Source organism: Pseudomonas frederiksbergensis (assembly GCF_017114915.1).
In the GTDB taxonomy this organism is placed as follows: domain Bacteria; phylum Pseudomonadota; class Gammaproteobacteria; order Pseudomonadales; family Pseudomonadaceae; genus Aquipseudomonas; species Aquipseudomonas frederiksbergensis_I.
In genome coordinates this window covers 126358-147282 of sequence record NZ_JAAUOE010000001.1, presented here as the reverse complement: position 1 = coordinate 147282, position 20925 = coordinate 126358, and the positions used below count along the sequence as shown (strand labels likewise).

At 60.6% G+C, this 20925-nt stretch carries 20 protein-coding genes; 12 read left to right on the top strand and 8 right to left on the bottom strand.

Going from position 1 to position 20925, the window contains the following annotated elements; genetic code table 11:
- Positions 1–21 precede the first annotated feature (21 nt).
- Positions 22–918, top strand: coding sequence for a cation diffusion facilitator family transporter (locus HCU66_RS00755; protein ID WP_205886565.1), 897 nt, complete (start codon positions 22–24; stop codon positions 916–918).
- On the opposite strand, the gene HCU66_RS00750 is transcribed toward HCU66_RS00755, so the two are convergent.
- On the bottom strand, positions 912–1961 hold the full coding sequence (locus HCU66_RS00750; RefSeq protein ID WP_205886564.1) for a DUF6515 family protein: 1050 nt from the start codon (positions 1959–1961) through the stop codon (positions 912–914). The two genes, HCU66_RS00755 and HCU66_RS00750, sit on opposite strands and share 7 nt — an antisense overlap.
- A gap of 447 nt (positions 1962–2408) precedes the next feature.
- Here HCU66_RS00750 and HCU66_RS00745 point away from each other — a divergent pair, with 447 nt between their 5' ends.
- Positions 2409–2888: an Lrp/AsnC family transcriptional regulator gene (locus HCU66_RS00745; protein WP_007937367.1), complete on the top strand. Its 480-nt coding sequence runs from the start codon at positions 2409–2411 to the stop codon at positions 2886–2888.
- 242 nt (positions 2889–3130) lie between these two features.
- Positions 3131–3340 carry a DUF2788 domain-containing protein gene (locus HCU66_RS00740; RefSeq protein WP_046815823.1) on the top strand — a complete coding sequence of 70 codons (210 nt, stop codon included), beginning with the start codon at positions 3131–3133 and terminating at the stop codon, positions 3338–3340.
- Here HCU66_RS00740 and HCU66_RS00735 read toward each other — a convergent pair.
- The 4 genes from HCU66_RS00735 to HCU66_RS00720 form a co-directional block, all read right to left on the bottom strand.
- Entirely contained in the window at positions 3335–3970 is a 636-nt protein-coding gene (locus HCU66_RS00735; protein ID WP_123720516.1) for a pseudouridine synthase, read from the bottom strand. The two genes, HCU66_RS00740 and HCU66_RS00735, sit on opposite strands and share 6 nt — an antisense overlap.
- Before the next feature lie 72 nt (positions 3971–4042).
- On the bottom strand, positions 4043–5542 hold the full coding sequence (amn, locus tag HCU66_RS00730; RefSeq protein ID WP_018925774.1) for an AMP nucleosidase: 1500 nt from the start codon (positions 5540–5542) through the stop codon (positions 4043–4045).
- A 49-nt stretch (positions 5543–5591) separates the two neighbouring features.
- Complete coding sequence (locus tag HCU66_RS00725; protein WP_205886563.1) at positions 5592–7241, bottom strand: acyl-CoA dehydrogenase family protein; 1650 nt, start codon at positions 7239–7241, stop codon at positions 5592–5594.
- Between the two features lie 75 nt (positions 7242–7316).
- On the bottom strand, positions 7317–9695 hold the full coding sequence (locus HCU66_RS00720) for a hybrid sensor histidine kinase/response regulator (RefSeq protein WP_205886562.1): 2379 nt from the start codon (positions 9693–9695) through the stop codon (positions 7317–7319).
- A 438-nt stretch (positions 9696–10133) separates the two neighbouring features.
- Here HCU66_RS00720 and HCU66_RS00715 point away from each other — a divergent pair, with 438 nt between their 5' ends.
- From HCU66_RS00715 to HCU66_RS00700, 4 genes are all read left to right on the top strand, one after another.
- Entirely contained in the window at positions 10134–10931 is a 798-nt protein-coding gene (locus HCU66_RS00715; RefSeq protein WP_205886561.1) for a hydroxymethylpyrimidine/phosphomethylpyrimidine kinase, read from the top strand.
- A gap of 32 nt (positions 10932–10963) precedes the next feature.
- Complete coding sequence (gene thiE, locus HCU66_RS00710; protein ID WP_205886560.1) at positions 10964–11587, top strand: thiamine phosphate synthase; 624 nt, start codon at positions 10964–10966, stop codon at positions 11585–11587.
- A gap of 16 nt (positions 11588–11603) precedes the next feature.
- On the top strand, positions 11604–12887 hold the full coding sequence (hemL, locus tag HCU66_RS00705) for a glutamate-1-semialdehyde 2,1-aminomutase (protein WP_205886559.1): 1284 nt from the start codon (positions 11604–11606) through the stop codon (positions 12885–12887).
- Positions 12888–13111: 224 nt separating this feature from the next.
- A complete protein-coding gene (locus HCU66_RS00700; protein ID WP_205886558.1) occupies positions 13112–13666 on the top strand; it encodes a tetratricopeptide repeat protein in 555 nt (184 codons plus the stop codon).
- Positions 13667–13787: 121 nt separating this feature from the next.
- On the opposite strand, the gene HCU66_RS00695 is transcribed toward HCU66_RS00700, so the two are convergent.
- Complete coding sequence (locus tag HCU66_RS00695) at positions 13788–14117, bottom strand: DUF1820 family protein (protein WP_003185742.1); 330 nt, start codon at positions 14115–14117, stop codon at positions 13788–13790.
- A gap of 134 nt (positions 14118–14251) precedes the next feature.
- On the opposite strand from HCU66_RS00695, the gene miaB reads away from it, so the two are divergent.
- The 5 genes from miaB to lnt all read left to right on the top strand — a co-directional run bounded on the left by miaB (position 14252) and on the right by lnt (position 19660).
- Positions 14252–15580: a tRNA (N6-isopentenyl adenosine(37)-C2)-methylthiotransferase MiaB gene (gene miaB, locus HCU66_RS00690; protein ID WP_205886557.1), complete on the top strand. Its 1329-nt coding sequence runs from the start codon at positions 14252–14254 to the stop codon at positions 15578–15580.
- A 204-nt stretch (positions 15581–15784) separates the two neighbouring features.
- Positions 15785–16789, top strand: a complete 1005-nt coding sequence (locus HCU66_RS00685; RefSeq protein ID WP_205886556.1) for a PhoH family protein — start codon at positions 15785–15787, stop codon at positions 16787–16789.
- Positions 16782–17276, top strand: coding sequence for an rRNA maturation RNase YbeY (gene ybeY, locus HCU66_RS00680; protein ID WP_205886555.1), 495 nt, complete (start codon positions 16782–16784; stop codon positions 17274–17276). Before HCU66_RS00685 ends, ybeY begins: the two co-directional genes overlap by 8 nt.
- A gap of 5 nt (positions 17277–17281) precedes the next feature.
- Positions 17282–18121 carry an HlyC/CorC family transporter gene (locus tag HCU66_RS00675; protein WP_128606005.1) on the top strand — a complete coding sequence of 280 codons (840 nt, stop codon included), beginning with the start codon at positions 17282–17284 and terminating at the stop codon, positions 18119–18121.
- 15 nt (positions 18122–18136) lie between these two features.
- On the top strand, positions 18137–19660 hold the full coding sequence (gene lnt, locus HCU66_RS00670; protein WP_205886554.1) for an apolipoprotein N-acyltransferase: 1524 nt from the start codon (positions 18137–18139) through the stop codon (positions 19658–19660).
- Positions 19661–19692: 32 nt separating this feature from the next.
- On the opposite strand, the gene HCU66_RS00665 is transcribed toward lnt, so the two are convergent.
- Both HCU66_RS00665 and HCU66_RS00660 read right to left on the bottom strand, forming a co-directional pair.
- A complete protein-coding gene (locus HCU66_RS00665; RefSeq protein ID WP_205886553.1) occupies positions 19693–20472 on the bottom strand; it encodes a YdcF family protein in 780 nt (259 codons plus the stop codon).
- Between the two features lie 106 nt (positions 20473–20578).
- Positions 20579–20899, bottom strand: a complete 321-nt coding sequence (locus HCU66_RS00660; RefSeq protein WP_205886552.1) for a hypothetical protein — start codon at positions 20897–20899, stop codon at positions 20579–20581.
- Positions 20900–20925 lie beyond the last annotated feature (26 nt).

The following is a 20925-nucleotide window of genomic DNA, read 5'->3' as shown; positions in this document are numbered from 1 at the left end:
TTTAAAGGAATGACAGCACTGATGACCACCCCTACCGACCACGCCCGCCTGCTGCGGCTGGCGACGCGCGCCTCGGTGGCGGTCGCGTGCATATTGATCATCGCCAAAGCCATCGCCTGGTGGCTGAGCGGTTCGGTGAGCATGCTCGCCGGGCTGACTGACTCGACACTCGACGGCGTCAGCTCGTTGCTCAACTTGCTGGCCGTGCATTACGCCTTGCGTCCGGCCGACAGCGATCATCGTTATGGGCACGGCAAGGCCGAATCATTGGCAGGCATGGCTCAGGCGCTGTTCATTGCCGGCAGTGCGGTACTGATTGCCTTGCAGGCGATCGAACGATTGAAACATCCGGAGCCGATAAGCGCAGCGTGGCTCAGCATCGGGGTGATTGTGTTCTCCCTCGCCCTGACCGTGGCCCTGTTGATGTTGCAGCATCGGGTGATCAAGGCAACCGGTTCCAACGCCGTGAGTGCCGACTCCTTGCATTACCGCTCGGACCTGCTGCTCAACGGCAGCATTCTGGTAGCGCTGGTGCTGGCCGGGTTTGGCTGGCAGCAAGTCGATCCCTGGTTCGGCCTGGGGATCGCCGCCTACATTCTCTGGAGCGCAATTCAGATCGCCCGGGAAAGCTTTGCGGTGCTGATGGATGAAGAACTGCCACCGGAGGTCAGCCAGCACATGCTGGAACTGGCCTGCGGCGTACCGGGGGTGTTGGGCGCCCATGACTTGCGCACGCGGATTTCCGGCAACCAGTGGTTTGTGCAGTTGCATCTGGAGTTGCCGGGGGAGTTGACCCTGTCAGTCGCCCACGGCATCAGCGATCAAGCCGCCGACGCGATTCACGCCGCTTACCCGCGAGCCGAAGTGCTGGTGCACGCCGACCCAAAGGAAGTGGTCAAGGCTGCCAGGGCTCAGTAACTCACCTGATAACCGCGACTGCTCAGGCAGTTGCCCTGGGCCTGGCGATAGGCTTGCACCACCGACGGAGCCGGTTGATAGGTCACGGTGCGCGGATCGAAACCGCTCTGCTCCACCGCCCAGCGATAGCACTCGTAACCGTCCCGACTGACCTCCTCCGGCGACTGGCCGTTGGCCGGATACGCCACCACGTCATAGCCACTGCCGACCGGTTGCGGCTGTACGGGCGGTTCGACCACGACGTAATCCCGAGTGCTCTCCTGATAGGCGTAATACGCGCCAGCCGCCAGGAACAACAGCGCACCGCCGATCCACACTTCACGGGCGTAATCGGGCAGGTAACTGACACGAATCCCGCGAGGTGGCAGAACCACTACATAACGCGGACCTTGCGGGCGATACCAGTAACCGCCGGAATAGTAATAATCCTGGCCACGATACGGCACACGGAAGTGACGGTCCGGGAAACGGTCGATCACGTACCCCGGGCGATACTGCGGGCCGGGGCCCCAGCCAGTGCCGCGCCCATCCGGGCGACCAGGCCAGCGACGGTCATCGTGACGCGAGTCCCGCCCCACGGTCTGCCATTGCTGGTTGTAATTGTTACGCCGCGGTTCGTCCTGATAGTAGCCACGCCGGGGTTCCTGGGTCTGGCGCACGGTATCGGGTCGGCCCTGGATCGGCAGATTGTTACTCGGTTGTTGCGCCGCTCGCTCCTGAACGTTGGCATCGTGCAGGGGACGGCTCTGCCACTGATCGCCCTGATTCTTGGACTCGTGCGGCGCACGGTTCTGCCACTGACCGCCCTGATTCGGGTCGTGGCGCTCGAACTGACGGCTGTTGTCGCCACGAATGATTTCGGTGTTCTGCGGGCGTGGCTGTTTGCTGCCGCCACGGCCCTGGCCCTGCTCGTTGCCCTGATGATCCGGCCCACGTTGCCCGCCATCGGGGCCACGGTTTTGCGGTTCATCGGCCAGCGATTGCGTAGTGATACTCACACACAGCAAACCAACACCGGCCATACGCCAGATGCGCGACTTCATGCTTTTCCTCGCTGCGGGTTAGGGCCTGTACGTAAGACTGGGAAAGCGCAGGCCGGTTCTGCAACAGGTTATCAGTCCTCCACTTATTTATTGAGCGGCTCTTTATTAAGGGCATGCCAAATGGCGGGCAAGAAAAAAGGGAGACCCGTCGGCCTCCCTTTGAGAACTTCGTCCGTGCTCGACGCTTATGACGTCGGCTCACCTCACGCCGTCTTCTGGACAGTGTGTAGCTCGGGGGTCGACACAGCCCCGGTGGGGGTGGCGACCGCAGCTGGCCTGATTGGGCGAGCCGCACTGGACTGTTTGTCCGAGCAGTGATTCTGGTGATAAGCATAGGCCCGGAGCACCGACAGAGGATTGCGAAGATTGCTTAAATAAACATCACTTGCGCAATTTTTAACTCAGGATAGATAATCTGTCGCAATAGTTATGACAAAGGCCTGTTTGATGAGCAAACTCGACCGATACGACCTGAGCATTTTGGCGGAATTGCAGCGCGACGCACGCATCTCCAATCAGGAGCTGGCCGAACGCATCGGCCTGTCGCCTTCGCCTTGTTCGCGGCGGGTCAAGCAACTGGAAGACGACGGCTACATCTCCCGCCAGGTCGCCTTGCTCGACCGCAAGATGCTCGGCCTGAGCCTGACAGCCTACGTGCTGATCGGCATGGACCGCCATACACCCGAACGCTTCGAGAACTTCGAAGCCGCCATTCGCACTTTGCCGCAGGTGCTGGAATGCAGCCTGGTGACGGGGATGGATGCGGATTATCAGCTCAAGGTAGTGGTACCGGACATGGATCACTATCAGAAACTGCTGCTGGGGCATCTGACCCGGATTGAAGGGGTGACCAGTGTGCGGTCGAGTTTTGTGTTGAACCAGGTGCTCAACAGCACTGAGTTGCCTTTAACTCATTTGCGCAGCTGAGACGCCCCTTCTGACCTGATCGTTCCCACGCTCCGCGTGGGAATGCATCCTGTGACGCTCTGCGTAACGATCTACAGCGGACGCGGAGCGTCCATGGCGGCATTCCCACGCAGAGCGTGGGAACGATCACTGCCCAAGGCGACGAATGACTGCGGCACACCGACGCAGGTCCATACCCCGCCATTCCCCCTTGGCGTATACTCCCCCCGCCTTTTTAGCCCCGCCCGCGCTGGAGATGTTCGATGGATCCTGCCGTTTTCGAAGAGTGGATGATGACCGGTCTGGTCAGCATTCTGATCATTTTCATGGGTTTCATCGTCTGGGATCTGGCAAAGAAATCCAAGGCCGGGCGTTTCGGCTCGTTCATTCTGTTCTTTGTACTGGGGCTGGGCGTGGCCGCGTTCGTGATCAAAAGCGTGGTCATCGGCCTGATCGAAACCGGCACGCTATAAACGCGCCGGCACTTCCTTCCACTGGCCCTGATCGAGCCCTTCGATCGACCAGTCACCGATTCTGACCCGCACCAGGCGTAACGTCGGCAAGCCGACCGCCGCGGTCATGCGCCGCACCTGACGGTTACGGCCTTCGCGAATCACCAGCTCCAGCCAACTGGTCGGCACGCTTTTGCGAAAGCGTACTGGCGGGTTGCGTGGCCACAGCTCAGGCTCATCAAGCTGCCGCGCCTCGGCGGGCAAGGTCATGCCGTCGTTCAACTCAACGCCATCGCGCAAACGCTGCAACTGCTCAGCGGTTGGCTCGCCTTCCACTTGCACCCAGTAGGTCTTGGCCAGTTTGTGTTTCGGGTCGGCAATCCGCGCCTGAAGCTGGCCGTCGTTGGTCAGCAGCAACAAGCCTTCACTGTCACGGTCCAGCCGTCCTGCCGGGTAAATCCCCGGAATCTCGATAAAGTCCTTGAGCGTCGCCCGCCCTTCGCCATCGCTGAATTGCGTCAGCACATCGAAAGGCTTGTTGAACAGGATCAGCTTCGGCTCGGCCGGCGGCGCTTTGGCGACACGGCGGGGGGCTGATTGCGGGTTGTTCGCGCCAGGGCGGCGAGAGACGGGACGTTGTGGACGAGACATGAGCAAAGGAACATCTAACGGTCAGGGCTCACCATGCTAGTGCCCCGACCGCCAAATGACCATGACAAACCGTTAGCGGAACGGCGGCTCGTCGAAGCTGCGCAGTTTGCGCGAGTGCAGCGAGTTGAGTTCGGTGCGCAACAGATCCACCGCTTCGATGCCGATCTTCAAGTGCTGGCTGACCGCGCGTTCATAGAAGGCGTTGGCCGAACCCGGCAGTTTGATTTCACTGTGCAACGGTTTATCCGACACACACAGCAACGTGCCGTACGGCACCCGCAAGCGGTAACCCTGGGCGGCGATGGTGCCGCTTTCCATGTCCACCGCCACGGCGCGGGACAGGTTGATCAGCGGACGCTCCTGCGCCCAGCGCAGTTCCCAGTTACGGTCGTCGTAGGTCAGCACAGTGCCGGTACGCAGGCGTTTCTTCAGTTCGTCGCCCTTCTCCCCGGTGATGTTGGCCGCCGCTTGCTGCAACGCCAACTGCACTTCGGCCAGGGCCGGAATCGGAATGTTGGGCGGCACCACCCGGTCGAGAATCCCGTCGCGGCGCATGTAAGCGTGGGCCAGCACGTAATCGCCAATGGTCTGCGACTGCCGCAAGCCGCCGCAGTGACCGATCATCAGCCAGCAATGTGGACGCAGCACCGCCAGGTGATCAGTGATGTTCTTGGCGTTGGACGGGCCGACGCCGATGTTCACCAGGGTCACGCCATGGCCGTCGCTGGCGATCAGGTGATAGGCCGGCATCTGATAACGATGCCAGACCACGCCCGCGGCAATCGCCGACGCTTCACCGTGGTCCATGCCCTTTTCGATGATCACGTTGCCCGGTAACACCATGCGCACGAAACGCGGGTCTTTGCGCAGCTGCTCCAGGCCATGAACGATGAACTGGTCGACGTAGCGGTGGTAGTTGGTCAGCAGAATCCACGGTTGCACATGGCGCCAGTCGCTGCCGGTGTAATGCACCAGCCGGCGCAGGGAGAAGTCCACCCGCGCGGCATCGAACAGGGCCAGTGGCAACGGATCGGTGTTTTCCCAATCGTACAAGCCATCGGCGATGCCATCGGTGGCGGCCGACAAATCGGTACTCGGGAACACCCGCGCCAACACCGCCGCGGTGACGCCGGAGCCGGCCAGTTCATCGCCCTGCTCGACCACGTACGGATAAGGAATGTTTTGTTGGCTGACGCCGACTTCCACGGTCACGGTGAAGTCGTGCATCAACGGAACGAGTTGTTCCAGCAGGTATTTGCGAAAGGCTGCCGGATGAGTGACGGTGACGCTGTAGGTCCCCGGCAACTGAACCTTGGCATAGGCGCGAGTGGTCTGTGGGACTTCGCCCTGGCAAAGGTAGGTCAGACGCAACTCGGGATAACGAAACAGAGCACGCTGTTCAGCGTCCGGCTCGACGCGATCCTTGAGATAACGCTTGAGCGCCTGATTCAGCGCTGTGGTTGCACGCTCGTGCAAGACAGCAAGCCGGTCCACGGCTTGCTCGGCGGTTTGAACGACAATAAACGCTTCGGTCACGATCAGCTTCCTGTGTTCTGACTTGCAGACCTTCATCTTGCCTGCATCATCGCTTCACGGGAACAGTGAAAAAAGATCGCAACCGTCAAAACCCTTGCGGAGTCGACCGAGCCACAATCGCTTCCACATCCAGCCCGCGCGGCAACGTTCCATACACCCGCCCGGCCGAACCGAGGCGGCTGGCGATGAACGCATCACTGACCGCCGCATTGCCAGCCTCCAGCAACAGCTTGGCCTGCAGCCCCAAGGCGATGTCTTCGGTGAGCTGGCGGGCGCGGTATTGAATGTCATCGGTGTCCTTGAACGCCGCCTGTAACTGGCTGATGTGCGCGGCCAGACGTTTGTCGCCATGACCATCACCCAACTCGCTGAACAGCACATCGAGCACACCCGGTTCTTTCGACAGTGCGCGCAATACGTCGAGGCATTGCACGTTGCCGGAGCCTTCCCACGTCGAGTTGACCGGTGCCTCACGGTACAGCCGCGCCAGGATGCTTTCTTCGACATAACCGGCGCCGCCCATGCATTCGGCCGCTTCGTTGATCATCGCGGGCGCACGCTTGCAGATCCAGTACTTGCCCACCGCCGTCACCAGCCGGGCGAATTTCGCTTCGTGCTCGTCTGCCAGATGATCCAGCGCCCGGCCCATGCGCAGGCTCAAGGCCAACGCGGCTTCGCTCTCCAGGGCCAGGTCGGCCAGTACGTTTTGCATCAAGGGTTGTTCGCTGAGCAACTTGCCACCGACCTTGCGATGGGCGCAGTGATGGCTGGCCTGGGTCAGCGCCTGGCGCATCAGCGCGCTGGAACCGACCATGCAATCGAAGCGGGTCATGGCGACCATTTCGATGATGGTCGGAACGCCCCGTCCCTCTTCACCGACCATCCAGGCCAGGGCGCCACGGAACTCCACCTCGCTGGAGGCGTTGGACCAGTTGCCGAGTTTGTTCTTCAGCCGCTGTATGTAGAACTGATTGCGCGTGTCGTCCGGGCGATGACGCGGCAGCAGGAAACAGGTCAAACCCTTGTCGGTCTGGGCCAGGGTCAGGAAGGCATCGCACATTGGCGCCGAACAGAACCACTTGTGGCCCACCAGTTCATACGCCTGGCCCGGACCGCTGGCGCCGACCGGATACGCCTTGGTGGTATTGGCCCGCACATCGGTGCCGCCCTGTTTCTCGGTCATCGCCATGCCGATGGTAACCCCGGCCTTGTGGGCCATGCCGACATTACGCGGGTCGTATTCGGTGGCGAGGATTTTCGGCAGCCATTGTTCGGCCAGATCCGGCTGCAGGCGCATCGCCGGGACGCTGGCGAAGGTCATGGTCAACGGGCAACCGCTGCCGGCCTCTGCCTGACTGTGCAAATACGTCATGGAGGCGCGGGCCACGTGGGCGCCCGGTTGCGGGTCGGTCCAGGGCAAGCCTGTCAGGCCATGCTCCACCGCCGTGCGCATCAACTCGTGGTAAGCCGGGTGAAATTCCACCAGGTCGATGCGATGGCCGTAACGGTCATGGCTGACGAACACCGGTTTGTTCTGATTGGCCGCAAACCCCGCCTCCATCAGCGGCCCGCCGGCCAATGAGCCATACGCGTCGATCCGCGACTCGGCCCAACCGGCATCGAACCGCCGCGACCACTCCTGCAAAGGCAGGTCGATGCGATAGAGGTTGGTACCGTCCAGCGACGGTGGCTGGTTGGTGACTTCGTGGGTTTCGGCGAACTGATGCAGGTTCATGACAGGGCTCCTTTGGTCAGCCAAGGGACTTTCAGTTAAGCACCGCCCCGAGGTTGAACAAAGTGGCATATCTGCCTAACTGTCGGCGCTTTCGCCTTGCCCTGGACAGAGCACCCGCCGATAAAGCGCCGCCTGCAAGTCTTCAAATTTCACCGGTTTGCTCAGGTAATCGACCAAGGTGTCGCTCGGGCAATAAGCCCGGTCCGCACTCAGGGCAATCATGAACACGGGTAATTCGGCGCAACCCGGCAAGGCGCGGATTCGGCCGCAGATCGAAGCGCCATCCAGTGGCGGCAGCTGACAATCGAGCAGCACCGCGTCAACGGCTTCACGCTGCAAGTGATCGAGCGCGGCGACGCCACTGTCGGCGGTACGCACGCGGAACCCAAGCTTGAGCAACATGCCACGCATCACCAGTTGATTGATGCTGTTGTCATCAACCAGCAACACCGTGCAGTCCTGAGGCAAACGCAGGTGGGAGGTTTGCCGGATAATCGAAGGCGCCGATTCCACCATCGGCAGCTCGAATTCGACGTCCAGCTGGAAGCGACTGCCGCGACCTGGTTCCGAGCGGTGGCTCAGGCGCCCGCCGAGCAATTCGACCAGTTGCCGACAAATGGCCAGGCCAACGCCCAAACCACCGTATTCCCGGGTCATCGAGCCGTCGAGCTGGAAGAAGCGTTGATACAGCGTTGCCTCCCCCAAATCGGTAAAGCCAATGCCGGTGTCGATCACCGCAAAGGACAGTGCCAGCCGATCGGGCGCCACTGGTTTGCCCGTCACCCGCAGCGCCAATCCGCCGATCCGGGTGAATTTGATCGCGTTATCCAGCAGGCATTCCAGGCATTGCGTCAGCTTGCCGCTGTCGCCGTGCAAGCGATCCGGCAGCCCGGATGTCACCTCGACCTTGAAGTCCAGCGACTTGCTCGACGCATTGCCATCGAACTGCAGGCGCAAAGCCTCGACCACACCGCGCAAACTGAACGTGTCCGGATAGACCTTGAGCTTGCCGGCCTGCAACTCGGTCAGGGTGAGGATGCCGTTGACCATGCGCATCATGTCCCGCGCCGAACCGGCGGCCGTTTGCTGATATTGCTCCAGCTCAGGGTTCATCTCGACGGTCTGCATCAACTCCAATGAACCGATCACACCGTTCATGGGCGTGCGCAGTTCGTGGGTCAGGGTGGCGAGGAATTCGTCCTTGAGCTTGTTACTGCGAGCCAGTTGCTGGTTCAGCACTTCGAGCTTTTGACCGGCATCAAACAACGTCTGGGCCTGTTGCTCACGCATGGCGTTGATGCGATCGGCCAGGGCCAGGGACAGCAGCGCCACTTCGATCGCCGAGCCGATCTGGCTGGCGTACATGGTCAGGAATACGTTGGGCAAATAACCCAGCACCATCAGGGTATTGACGATGCCACCGAGCAGGAATGCCGACCAGGCAATGATGAAATACCGCGCCACTCGCAAGCCGCGCCACCAGGCGAAAATCCCGGCGGCGAAAATCACCACGGTAAAGATCAGTGCCAATGCGGTCGCCAGGCGCAAGGCCAGGGCGTAGCGGGTCATCAATGACAACCCGATCACCACGACACTGAACGCAATCAGCGCCAGCAGCACACGGTCCACCCAGCGACTGTGGGTGGCCGTCTGCAAGAAGCTGCGGGCGAACTGGCTGCCGAACAACCCCGAGCAGCCGATGAAAAACGGCGTCGCGGCGTTGGCCCACCACGGATTGTTCGGCCAGAAATACTCCACCGCCGCGCCGTTCACTGACAGCTGATACAAGCCGAACGAGGCGATATAGACGATGTAATAGAGGTAGCTGGTGTCGCGCACGCTGAGGAAGATGAACAGGTTGTAGACCAGCATCCCCAGCAACACGCCATAAATCAGCCCCAGCACATAGAGCCGCACCGGCTGCTCTTCAAGGTAAGCCGTGCTCGACCACAAAGTGACCGGCGCCTGAATCGAGCCTTCGCTTTGCAGACGCAGGTACACGGTTTGCGCCTGCCCGGGCGCAAAGTTCAGATCGAACAGATAGTTGTTCTGACGGATCTCGCGAGTGGCGAACGGCAAGGCATCGCCGGTCTGTCGGATCAATTGATAGTCACCGCCCGCATTGGGCAAGTAGAGATCAAGGTGATCGAGGGGCGGATAGGCCAGTTCCAGCAGCCAGCTCCGTTGCGCCGACGGGTTGGTCGGACGGTATTGCAGGTCGATTTTCAGCCAGAACGCCGAATGCGAATAGCCGGCATTAAGGGTGGCTTTATCGTGGGGCTTGAAGTGTCCGGCCGCGGCTTGCGCACGGACATCGGCAATGCTCGCCTGACCACTCGCATCTTCATAAACCTGCATCGTTCGGCCCAGGGGAAGGCTCTGGGTGAACTCGTCGAATTCGACGGCGCTCGCCAGGAGGGGCAAGCACATCAGCAACATCAGCAAATAGCGCATTTAAGCCCCAGCGTGGCCTGTCCGGTTGTATCAGGAAGCCCCCCATTCCTTTTGAGTAGACGTAAAACCGGTATTACCTGTTATTGGTTTGGATCCACTCTAGCATAGCCGTTGGTGGCCATTGAACACCATTGAAATTTTTCCTACAAAGGCTCTAGAACGGGCGTTCCAGCGCTATGTGTTGAGTTAGAGCTGTTGGCTTGGTCAGGTTGTGACAAGAGCGCCCAGGCACATCTCCCCTGTAGCAGCTGCCGAAGGCTGCGTTCGACGGCGAAGCCGTCGCGAAATCAATCACTGCTATGCATCAGGCGAACCGTGGACACAGGCTTGACGACCGCTACGCGGCCGAACGCAGCCTTCGGCAGCTGCTACAGGGACCGTGTCACGATTCACGGGTCGACACCCGAAAAAACATGTTTGGTGGTAAGCTCGCGCACCATGAATATCTACAGCTCTCGCCCCGTTGTCCTCTGTTTCTCCGGCCACGACCCAAGTGGTGGCGCCGGCTTGCAGGCAGATATCGAAGCCCTGCTCGCTCAGGGTTGCCATGCGGCTCCGGCCGTCACTGCCCTGACCGTGCAAGACACGGTCAACGTCACTGACTTTCGCGTGCTCGATCGCGAGTGGGTGCTGGCCCAGGCCAATGCCGTGCTCAACGACTCCGACGTTGCCGCCGTCAAACTAGGCATGCTCGGTTCCCTGGAAATGGTCGACACCGTGGTCGAACTGCTCTCGGCGCACCCGCATTTGCCGGTGGTCTGCGACCCGGTGCTGCGCGCCGGCGGTGGCGGACGACTGGGCAAGGACGAAGTCGGCTACGCCATGCGCGAACGCTTGCTGCCGCTGTCGATCATCGCCACCCCTAACCTTCCTGAAGCTCGCATCCTCGCCGAACTGCCAGAAGGCACCGCCGACGAGTGCGCGGAAAAACTCCTGCCATTCGTCAAACACCTGCTGATCACTGGCGGCCATGGCGACGAACACGAAATCCACAATCGCCTGTACAGCCGCGACGGCCGCCGCGAAACCTTTACCTGCCAGCGCCTGCCCGGCAGCTATCACGGTTCCGGTTGCACGTTGGCCAGCGCCCTCGCCGGTCGCCTGGCCCAGGGTGAACACCTCGCCAGTGCCGTACAGAGCGCGCTTGACTACACTTGGCGCACCCTGCGTGATGCGGAGCAGCTGGGCAAAGGCCAGTTCGTGCCGCGTCGCCTGCCGCTGGATTTCTGTTCGTAACATTTGATGCGTAAAGCGCAGAGGCTTGTCCGATGAAACTACGTGGCCTGTACGCCATTACCGACAGCCAGTTACTGGCCGGTAAATTGCTTGAGTACGTGGAAGCGGCGCTCGAAGGCGGCGTCACCCTGCTGCAATACCGCGACAAAAGCAGCGACGAGGCCCGCCGCCTGCGCGAGGCCGAAGCCCTGCGCGATCTGTGCGAACGCTACAAGACGCAACTGATCATCAATGACGACGCCGAACTGGCCGCACGCCTGAATGTCGGCGTACACCTGGGCCAGACCGATGGCCCGCTGATGCCGGTGCGGGCGCTGCTCGGTCGCCAGGCGATCATCGGCTCGACCTGCCACGCGCAACTCGAACTTGCCGAGCAAGCCGCCAAAGAAGGCGCCAGTTACGTCGCTTTCGGCCGCTTCTTCAATTCCAACACCAAGCCCGGCGCACCGGCGTGCAGCCTCGAATTGCTCGACCAGGCCCGCAGCAAGCTGCACCTGCCGATCTGCGCGATCGGCGGCATCACCCTGGACAACGCCGCCCCGCTGGTGGCCCACGGGGTCGATCTGCTGGCGGTGGTGCATGGCCTGTTCGGCGCCGAGAGCACGGCTGAAGTGACGCGTCGCGCCCGTGCCTTTAACGAATTGTTCAAATCCTGATTTTGAGAGCCAAATAATGTCTCGTTCCGAAACCCTGTTTGCCAATGCCCAGAAACACATCCCCGGCGGCGTGAACTCGCCTGTTCGTGCATTCAAGAGTGTTGGCGGCACGCCGTTGTTCTTCAAACACGCCGAAGGCGCCTACGTCACCGACGAAGACGACAAGCGCTATGTGGATTACGTCGGTTCCTGGGGCCCGATGATTCTTGGCCACAGCCACCCGGACGTGCTGGACGCGGTGCGCAAACAGCTTGAGCACGGCTTGTCCTACGGCGCCCCGACCGCGATGGAAACCGAGATGGCCGATCTGGTCTGCTCGATCGTGCCATCGATGGACATGGTGCGCATGGTCAGCTCCGGCACCGAAGCGACCATGAGCGCGATCCGTCTGGCCCGTGGTTTCACCGGTCGCGACAGCATCATCAAATTCGAAGGCTGCTACCACGGTCACTCCGACAGCCTGCTGGTCAAGGCCGGTTCCGGCGCGCTGACCCAAGGCGTACCGAGCTCGGCCGGGGTACCGGCAGCGTTCGCCAAGCACACCCTGACCCTGCCATTCAACGATATCGACGCGGTAGAAACCATGCTCGCCGAAGTCGGCCAGGACGTGGCCTGCATCATCGTCGAGCCGGTGGCCGGCAACATGAACTGCGTACCGCCGGCACCGGGTTTCCTCGAAGGCCTGCGGACCCTGTGCGACAAGCACGGCGTGGTGCTGATTTTCGACGAAGTGATGACCGGTTTCCGGGTCGCCCTCGGCGGCGCCCAAGCCTATTACGGTGTAACACCGGACCTGAGCACCTTCGGCAAGATCATCGGTGGTGGCATGCCGGTGGGCTGCTTCGGTGGCAAACGCAAGATCATGGAACACATCGCGCCGCTGGGCCCGGTCTACCAGGCCGGTACGTTGTCGGGTAATCCGCTGGCGATGGCGGCCGGCCTGACCACGCTGCGCCTGATCAGTCGCCCTGGTTTCCACGCTGAACTGAGCGACTACACCAGCCGCCTGCTCGATGGCCTGCAACAGCGCGCCGATGCCGCCGGTATTCCGTTTGTGACCACTCAGGCCGGCGGCATGTTCGGTCTGTACTTCAGCGGCGCCGACGACATCGTCACCTTTGATGACGTCATGGCCAGCGATGCGAATCTGTTCGGGCGCTTCTTCCACCTGATGCTCGAAGGCGGCGTGTACCTGGCGCCGAGTGCCTTCGAAGCCGGTTTCACCTCGATCGCCCACGGCGAAACCGAGTTGAAACTGACGCTGGACGCCGCCGAGCGTGCCTTCGCCGCGCTGAAATAAAGCTGCGACGCTGACGTTGGCGATTGCCAGCGTCAGCTTTTACCTACATTCGCGCCGTTTTTCCTGGTCATCTGCCAATAATCCCCCGCAAAGTGGGTGATAGAGTCCCCGCGCAGCAGAAAAAAGAGTAAAGACTTTGTAAGGTTGGCCCTGCTTATTTCATAATGCGCGCTTATTGGATCCCTCGATGGGTCCGCGCGCCCCTCAGAGGTAAGTCGATTCCCATGAACCGCACCGGCCGCACCCTTGCATTGGGCTGCCTGTTGCTCCTTCAGCCCCTGCTCGCGCTCGCACAAGCAGGCGGCAACTCGTTGTTGATCCCGGCGATGGGCCGCTGCACCCTCAATACTCAGCCGCAAGACCTGACGCAAGCACTCGCCGCCTGCCAGAAAGCGTCGGATGAAGGGGATGCGCAAGCGCAATACGAGTTGGGTGAGTTCTACTACGAAGGCAAAAACGCGCCGCGCGACCTCAATAAAGCCCTGAGCTACTTCGAAAAAGCCTCGCTGCAAGGTCATGCCCAGGCGCAATTCAAACTCGGCACCATGTTCTTCCATGGCGAAGGCGTACCGGCCAATAACATTCAGGCCTATATCGTGCTGAAAATGGCCGCGGTCAATGGCGCCGAAGAGGCGCTGGACACCGCTGACGAAGTCGCCGAAAAAATGCCCCGCGAAGACCTGGAAGTCGCCACCCAGGTGCTGGGACAGATTTTCCGTAAATACCTGATGGAATTGCAGAGCGCCGACGGGCGTACGCCGTTCTCGCCACTGCCCTGAATTGCCGGATCCGATAGTTCCCACGCTCTGGGTGGGAATTCATCCCGTGACGCTGCGCGTCACCGACGCAGAGCGTCGAAGGCGGCATTCCCACGCAGAGCGTGGGAACGATCAAATCTACTCACTTCTCAGGCATCGGCATCGGAAACGGCATGACATTGCCGACCGCGCCGCGGGCTTCGCTGATTTTCGGTGTACCAAGGCGCTCGACCTCGTCGATGCGCACGATCGAATGCATCGGCACGAAACTGCGCACAACCCCCTCGAACTGAGCCTTGAGCTTTTCTTCGCTCGGGTCGACGACCACTTGCGTGCGCTCGCCAAAGACGAACTCTTCCACTTCCAGAAAGCCCCACAGATCACTTTGATAGATCTGCTTGGCGTACATTTCGAACACCTGGCCTTGGTTGAGGAAAATCACCTTGTAGATTGGAGCTTCACGTTTGGTCATGGTGGGCGGGTAACACATCGGGGATAAAAATGAGGGCGCGAACTATAGCATAGCCATCGGACGCGCAACGGTAGGAACCTTGGGACATGTTCCCTATAATGCGCGGTTCTTTGAATCACGTGATGAATCTGTCCATGGCCAAGAAGCTTTACATCGAAACCCACGGTTGCCAGATGAACGAGTACGACAGCTCGCGCATGGTCGATCTGCTGGGTGAACATCAGGCCCTGGAAGTCACCGCCCGCGCTGAAGACGCCGACGTGATCCTGCTCAACACCTGCTCGATCCGCGAACGCGCCCAGGACCGGGTGTATTCCCAGCTGGGCCGCTGGCGCGAACTGAAACTGGCCAACCCGGAAATGGTGATCGCCGTCGGCGGTTGCGTGGCCAGCCAGGAAGGCGCGGCCATACGTGATCGCGCTCCGTACGTGGATGTAGTGTTCGGCCCGCAAACCCTGCACCGTCTGCCGGAAATGATCGATGCCGCCCGTCAGACCAAACTGCCGCAAGTCGACGTCTCGTTCCCGGAAATCGAAAAATTCGACCACTTGCCCGAGCCGCGCATCGACGGGCCGAGTGCCTACGTGTCGGTCATGGAAGGCTGCAGCAAGTACTGCACCTTCTGCGTGGTGCCTTATACCCGTGGTGAAGAAGTCAGCCGGCCGTTCGACGACGTGATTGCCGAGATCATCCATCTGGCCGAAAACGGTGTGCGCGAAGTGACCTTGCTGGGGCAGAACGTCAACGGCTATCGCGGAGCCACTCACGATGGTCGCCTGGCCGATCTGGCGGAATTGATCCGGGTGGTCGCTGCCATCGACGGCATCGACCGGATTCGCTACACCACCTCGCACCCGCTGGAGTTCTCCGACAGCCTGATCCAGGCCCATGCCGACGTGCCTGAATTGGTGAAACACCTGCACTTGCCGGTGCAGTCGGGTTCGGACCGGATCCTGGCGGCAATGAAGCGCAACCACACCGCACTGGAGTACAAGTCCAAACTGCGCAAACTGCGGGCCGCCGTGCCGGGGATCTGCATCAGCTCGGACTTCATCGTCGGTTTCCCGGGCGAGACCGAGAAAGACTTCGAACAGACCATGAAGCTGATCGAAGACGTCGGCTTCGACTTCTCCTACTCGTTCGTCTATAGCCAGCGCCCGGGCACTCCGGCCGCCGATCTGGCCGACGAAACGCCGGAAGAACTGAAAAAAGAACGCCTGAATGCCCTGCAACATCGCCTGAACCAGCAAGGATTCGAGATCAGCCGACAAATGGTGGGCTCCATTCAGCGGATTCTGGTCACCGATTATTCGAAAAAAGACCCCGGCGAACTACAGGGGCGCACCGAGAATAACCGTATCGTCAACTTCCGCTGCGACAATCCGACCCTGATCGGCCAGTTCGCCGATGTGCACATCGATGCCGCACAACCGCACTCGCTGCGGGGCTCGCTGATCCAGTAACACCGCATACCCCGTAGGAGCGAGGCTTGCCCGCGAAAGCAGACTGACATTCAACGTATGAGTCGTCTGTAATGCCGCCTTCGCGAGCAAGCTTCGCTCCTACAGGACTGTGATTGGCATTGCTTATTTAAGAGCTTTCGCACCCAGGCGACTGGCGTTATCCTTTATTTCATCAATATTGCCCCAGGGCGGCTAAATACGACCTTGAACGCACCCATAGAACCACATCGTTTCATCCTCGAGCCCTTTGAAGCTCGCCGCTTCGCCAATCTGTGCGGGCAATTCGACGAGCATCTGCGCTTGATCGAACAGCGCCTGACCATCGAGATCCGCAACCGCGGAAACCAGTTCGAACTGATCGGCGAGCCCAAGCACACCACCTCCGCGGAAAACCTCCTGCGCCGCCTGTACCGGGAAACCAAGGGTACCGAACTGTCGCCGGACATGGTTCATCTGTTCCTGCAGGAATCGGCCGTCGAGGAGCTGGACAACCACTCCCCGGCCGAACCGTCCGTCGCCTTGCGCACCAAAAAAGGCATGATTCGCCCGCGTGGCTTGAATCAACTGCGCTACGTGAAGGAAATCCTCGGTAACGACATCAACTTCGGCATCGGCCCGGCCGGTACCGGCAAGACCTATCTGGCCGTTGCCTGCGCGGTAGATGCCCTGGAACGCGAGCAGATTCGCCGCATTCTGCTGGTTCGTCCGGCGGTTGAAGCGGGTGAAAAACTCGGCTTCCTGCCCGGTGACCTGTCGCAAAAAATCGACCCATACCTGCGCCCGCTCTACGACGCGCTCTACGAAATGCTCGGCTTCGAATACGTGGCCAAGCTGATCGAACGTCAGGTGATCGAAGTCGCGCCGCTGGCCTACATGCGCGGTCGTACGCTGAACAACAGCTTCATCATCCTCGACGAAAGCCAGAACACCACCGTCGAACAGATGAAGATGTTCCTGACCCGAATCGGCTTTGGCTCCACGGCGGTCATCACCGGTGACATCACCCAGGTCGACCTGCCACGCGGCACCAAGTCCGGGTTGCATCATGTGATCGAAGTGCTCAAGGACGTCCCGGGCATCAGCTTCACCCACTTCCAGCCCAAGGACGTGGTGCGCCATCCGCTGGTACAACGCATTGTCGAGGCTTATGAACGCTTCGAAAATCGCGCCGCCGATACAGCGCCAAAGGACACCCCGCGCGATGCTTGAGCTTGATCTGCAATTCGCTACCGAAGCCCCAGCCCCCAGCGAAGCCGAGTTCCGCCAATGGTGCGAACTGGCCCTGCGCCAGCGCACTGCCGACTCAGAGCTGACCATTCGTCTGGTCGACGAAGAAGAAGGCCGCGAGCTCAACCACACCTGGCGCCACAAGGATTACGCGACTAACGTGCTGTCGTTTCCGGCCGATGTGCCGGACGAATTGCTGGATATCCCGTTGCTGGGGGATCTGGTGATCTGTGTGGCCGTGGTCGAGCGCGAAGCCGCCGAACAAGGCAAGGCACTCAACGCCCATTGGGCGCATCTGGTCATTCACGGCTGCTTGCATCTGCTTGGTTACGACCATATAGATGACGAGGAAGCCGAAGAAATGGAAGCACTGGAACGAACGTTGCTTGCAGAACTGGGTCATCCCGACCCTTATGCGGACGACGAAACAGACACATCCCCTATCGTTAGAACAAAGGATTCAGAGTAATCGCTATGAGCGAAGATCGATCGAGCAACGGGCAGAAGTCTTGGCTGGGTAAGCTCACCCAGGCTTTTGCCCACGAGCCGAAGAACCGCCAGGAGCTGCTGGAGCTGCTGCGCGATGCACACCAAAACAAGTTGCTGGACAGCGAAGCGCTGGCCATCGTCGAAGGCGCCATCCAGGTTGCGGACCTGCAAGTACGCGACATCATGGTCCCGCGCTCGCAGATGATCAGCATCAAGGCGACCCAGACCCCCCGCGAGTTCCTGCCGGCCGTGGTCGACTCGGCCCACTCCCGCTACCCGGTGATCGGCGAAAGCCACGATGACGTGATGGGCGTGCTGCTGGCCAAGGACTTGCTGCCGTTGATCCTCAAGGAGAACGGCGACAGCTTCAACATCAAGGACCTGCTGCGTCCGGCCACGTTCGTACCCGAGTCCAAGCGCCTGAATGTGCTGCTACGCGAGTTCCGCGCCAACCATAACCACATGGCCATCGTCATTGACGAATACGGCGGCGTGGCTGGCCTGGTGACCATCGAAGACGTGCTGGAACAGATCGTAGGCGACATCGAAGACGAGCACGACGTCGAAGAAGACAGCTACATCAAGCCGCTGCCCAGCGGTGACTTCCTGATCAAGGCCTTGACGCCGATCGAGAACTTCAACGAGTTCTTCGACAGCGAATTCTCCGACGACGAATTCGACACCGTCGGCGGCTTGGTGATGAGCGCGTTCGGCCACTTGCCAAAACGCAACGAAATCACTGAAATCGGCACCTATCGCTTCCGCATCCTGAACGCCGACAGCCGTCGGATTCATCTGCTGCGTTTGACCCCTATTGCCCGGTAAGAACTAAGGAAAGAAATGCGCTGGATGACCCGCCCCGGCTGGCCCGGTAACCTGCTGGCCGTGGCGGCCGGTGCACTCACCACCCTGGCCCTGGCGCCGTTCGATATCTGGCCGCTGGCCTTGCTGGCGGTCGGTTTCTTTTATGCCGGCTTGCGCGAACTGAGCCCCCGCCAGGCCCTGGGCCGTGGCTGGTGTTTCGGTTTCGGCCTGTTTGCCGGCGGAACCAGCTGGATCTACTACAGCATTCACCACTTCGGCGGCGCCTCGGTGCTGCTGGCCGGTTTCCTGATGCTGATTTTCACCGCGGCGATTGCCTGGTTCTTCGCCCTGCCTGCCTGGATTTGGGCGCGCTGGCTGCGCCGTAACGAAGCGCCACTGGCCGATGCCTTGGCGTTTGCAGCGTTATGGGTGGGTCAGGAAGCCTTTCGCGGCTGGTTCCTGACCGGTTTTCCATGGATCTATTCCGGTTACAGCCAGCTCGACGGCCCATTGGCCGGGCTCGCGCCGGTCGGCGGGATGTGGCTGATTTCCTTCGCGCTGGCCCTGACAGCCGCGTTGATCTACAACGCACCGCGCCTGATCCGCTCCGGACGCAAAGGCTTCATCGCCGCGGGCGTGTTGCTGCTGGCCGGCCCTTGGGTGGCCGGCCTGGCACTCAAGGGCCACGCCTGGACCAGCCCTTCGGGTGCGCCGCTGAGCGTCGCGGCGATTCAGGGCAACATCGAACAAAGCATGAAGTGGGATCCGTCGCAGCTCAACGCGCAATTGGCGCTGTACCGCGACATGAGTTTCAGCTCCAAACCTGTCGACCTGCTGATCTGGCCGGAAACGGCGATCCCGGTACTCAAGGAGTCCGCCGAGGGCTACCTGAACATGATGGGCAGCTTCGCCGCCGAGCGTAAATCCGCGCTGATTACCGGCGTGCCAGTTCGCCAGGAAGTCCGTCACGAGAAGCGCTACTTCAACGGCATTACCGTTGTCGGTGAAGGCGATGGCACTTACCTGAAGCAGAAACTGGTGCCGTTCGGCGAATACGTTCCGTTGCAGGAAGTCTTGCGCGGCCTGATCGCCTTCTTCGACCTGCCGATGTCCGACTTTGCCCGTGGACCGGCCGATCAACCCTTGCTGCAGGCCAAGGGTTATCAGATTGCGCCGTACATCTGCTATGAAGTGGTCTACCCGGAATTCGCCGCCGGCCTCGCCGCCCGCAGCGATTTGCTGCTGACCATCAGCAACGACACCTGGTTCGGCACCTCGATCGGCCCGCTGCAACACTTGCAGATGGCGCAGATGCGCGCACTTGAGGCTGGGCGCTGGATGATCCGCGCCACCAACAACGGCGTGACCGGTCTGATCAACCCGTTCGGCCAGATCACCGTCCAGATTCCGCAGTTCGAACGCGGCATTCTGTACGGCGAAGTGGTGCCGATGCATGACCTGACGCCGTACCTGCAATGGCGTTCGTGGCCGTTGATCATCATTTGCGTGTTGTTGTTTGGCTGGGCGTTGATGGCCAATCGGATGGCCAAGACCGTTTAAGCCGGCGGAGTGATCATTCCCTGTGGGAATGATCACTCGTCAACGGGATCGCCTCGATAGAACATCCAATAACCGATCTGCCCCACCGCTTCATTCATCAACTGCCCCGATTGCCAGATCGATTTGAATTCCGGCATCCAGCCACCCAATGGCCGGGCATTGTCCACGCCTAAAAACCCCACCGGCGCCGGCACCACCTCAAATCCGGCCTGCTGGAAACTCCAGACTGCCCGCGGCATGTGCCACGCCTGAGTCACGACCACCACCCGCTTGACCCCCTGCGGCAACAACACCTGGGCGCTGAACTGCGCGTTTTCCCAGGTTGTGCGGCTGCGTCCTTCCTGCCAGCGCACCGTCACGCCAAAATCATCGAGCAACGAGTCCGCCATCAGCTGCGCTTCAGTCGGCGGTGTGCCGTAATGCAGGCCGCCGCTGGTCAGAATCGGCAAACCGGACGCCTTGGCCAGACGCGCGGCATAGCGCTCGCGCCCAAGACCTACGCCGGTTGGCTGGTCAACGCCCCAAGCCAGGTCGCCTCGCTCACGCCCCGAACCCAGCACCACGATCGCGTCGGCGCGCTGGCCCAGGGTGGCCCATTCCTCGCGTACGAGCGGTGGCTCGCGCTCCAGAGCCCTGGCACTCCATTCCACCATGACTGGCAAGCTCATCAACCAGAAGCCGCCCAAGCCCAGAGCAAAGCACACTCCCGCCAGCCTCGGCCTTGAGCGGCGCCACCACCAGGCAAGCACCAGTAACAGCAAAAGAACGCCGGGCGGCAATAGAAGTTGTTTAATGAAATAACGAAAAGGCATCGGGCATCTCCATAGATGCCCGAAGCCTAAGTGGGTTAACGCAATGCGACAACAAATGCGGAAGGACTTTGTTTCAAAAAACCATATGCCATGGTTTCAAGTGTCCTTACTTGAACTGCAGAGACCGGACCTTTACCGCGCCTCCGCCGGGTGCCTTATCCTTGAGCCAGATGATCTTGGCCGTACGTGGTGCTTCGAGTTGCTTCACTGCTGCTGATAAGCATCCGTGCGTTTCACGTTCACTGCGGTCCAGATAGGCCTTGACCAGTTCAAACTCTGCGGGGGTCAAACCACGCAGTTCCAGCTCCTGGGGACGCTCGTCGCGAAGCCGTCCAGCGGTTTTGGCCGCGTCCAGGGCCATTGCGAGACGGTCGATCAGTCTTTCGTACAGCTCCGGTTTTGTAGCTTTTTGCTGTGAATCAACCATCCATCACCTCATTGAAGATAAGACTC

Coding starts and splice junctions, on each gene's coding strand:
- HCU66_RS00715 (WP_205886561.1), top strand. CDS start 10,134: ATGAATATCTACAGCTCTCGCCCCGTTGTCCTCTGTTTCTCCGGCCAC.
- ybeY (WP_205886555.1), top strand. CDS start 16,782: ATGCTTGAGCTTGATCTGCAATTCGCTACCGAAGCCCCAGCCCCCAGC.
- HCU66_RS00695 (WP_003185742.1), bottom strand. CDS start 14,117: ATGACCAAACGTGAAGCTCCAATCTACAAGGTGATTTTCCTCAACCAA.
- amn (WP_018925774.1), bottom strand. CDS start 5,542: ATGAAGGTCTGCAAGTCAGAACACAGGAAGCTGATCGTGACCGAAGCG.
- HCU66_RS00755 (WP_205886565.1), top strand. CDS start 22: ATGACCACCCCTACCGACCACGCCCGCCTGCTGCGGCTGGCGACGCGC.
- HCU66_RS00720 (WP_205886562.1), bottom strand. CDS start 9,695: ATGCGCTATTTGCTGATGTTGCTGATGTGCTTGCCCCTCCTGGCGAGC.
- HCU66_RS00675 (WP_128606005.1), top strand. CDS start 17,282: ATGAGCGAAGATCGATCGAGCAACGGGCAGAAGTCTTGGCTGGGTAAG.
- thiE (WP_205886560.1), top strand. CDS start 10,964: ATGAAACTACGTGGCCTGTACGCCATTACCGACAGCCAGTTACTGGCC.
- HCU66_RS00745 (WP_007937367.1), top strand. CDS start 2,409: ATGAGCAAACTCGACCGATACGACCTGAGCATTTTGGCGGAATTGCAG.
- HCU66_RS00700 (WP_205886558.1), top strand. CDS start 13,112: ATGAACCGCACCGGCCGCACCCTTGCATTGGGCTGCCTGTTGCTCCTT.
- HCU66_RS00725 (WP_205886563.1), bottom strand. CDS start 7,241: ATGAACCTGCATCAGTTCGCCGAAACCCACGAAGTCACCAACCAGCCA.
- miaB (WP_205886557.1), top strand. CDS start 14,252: ATGGCCAAGAAGCTTTACATCGAAACCCACGGTTGCCAGATGAACGAG.
- HCU66_RS00660 (WP_205886552.1), bottom strand. CDS start 20,899: ATGGTTGATTCACAGCAAAAAGCTACAAAACCGGAGCTGTACGAAAGA.
- lnt (WP_205886554.1), top strand. CDS start 18,137: ATGCGCTGGATGACCCGCCCCGGCTGGCCCGGTAACCTGCTGGCCGTG.
- HCU66_RS00735 (WP_123720516.1), bottom strand. CDS start 3,970: ATGTCTCGTCCACAACGTCCCGTCTCTCGCCGCCCTGGCGCGAACAAC.
- HCU66_RS00750 (WP_205886564.1), bottom strand. CDS start 1,961: ATGAAGTCGCGCATCTGGCGTATGGCCGGTGTTGGTTTGCTGTGTGTG.
- hemL (WP_205886559.1), top strand. CDS start 11,604: ATGTCTCGTTCCGAAACCCTGTTTGCCAATGCCCAGAAACACATCCCC.
- HCU66_RS00740 (WP_046815823.1), top strand. CDS start 3,131: ATGGATCCTGCCGTTTTCGAAGAGTGGATGATGACCGGTCTGGTCAGC.
- HCU66_RS00665 (WP_205886553.1), bottom strand. CDS start 20,472: ATGCCTTTTCGTTATTTCATTAAACAACTTCTATTGCCGCCCGGCGTT.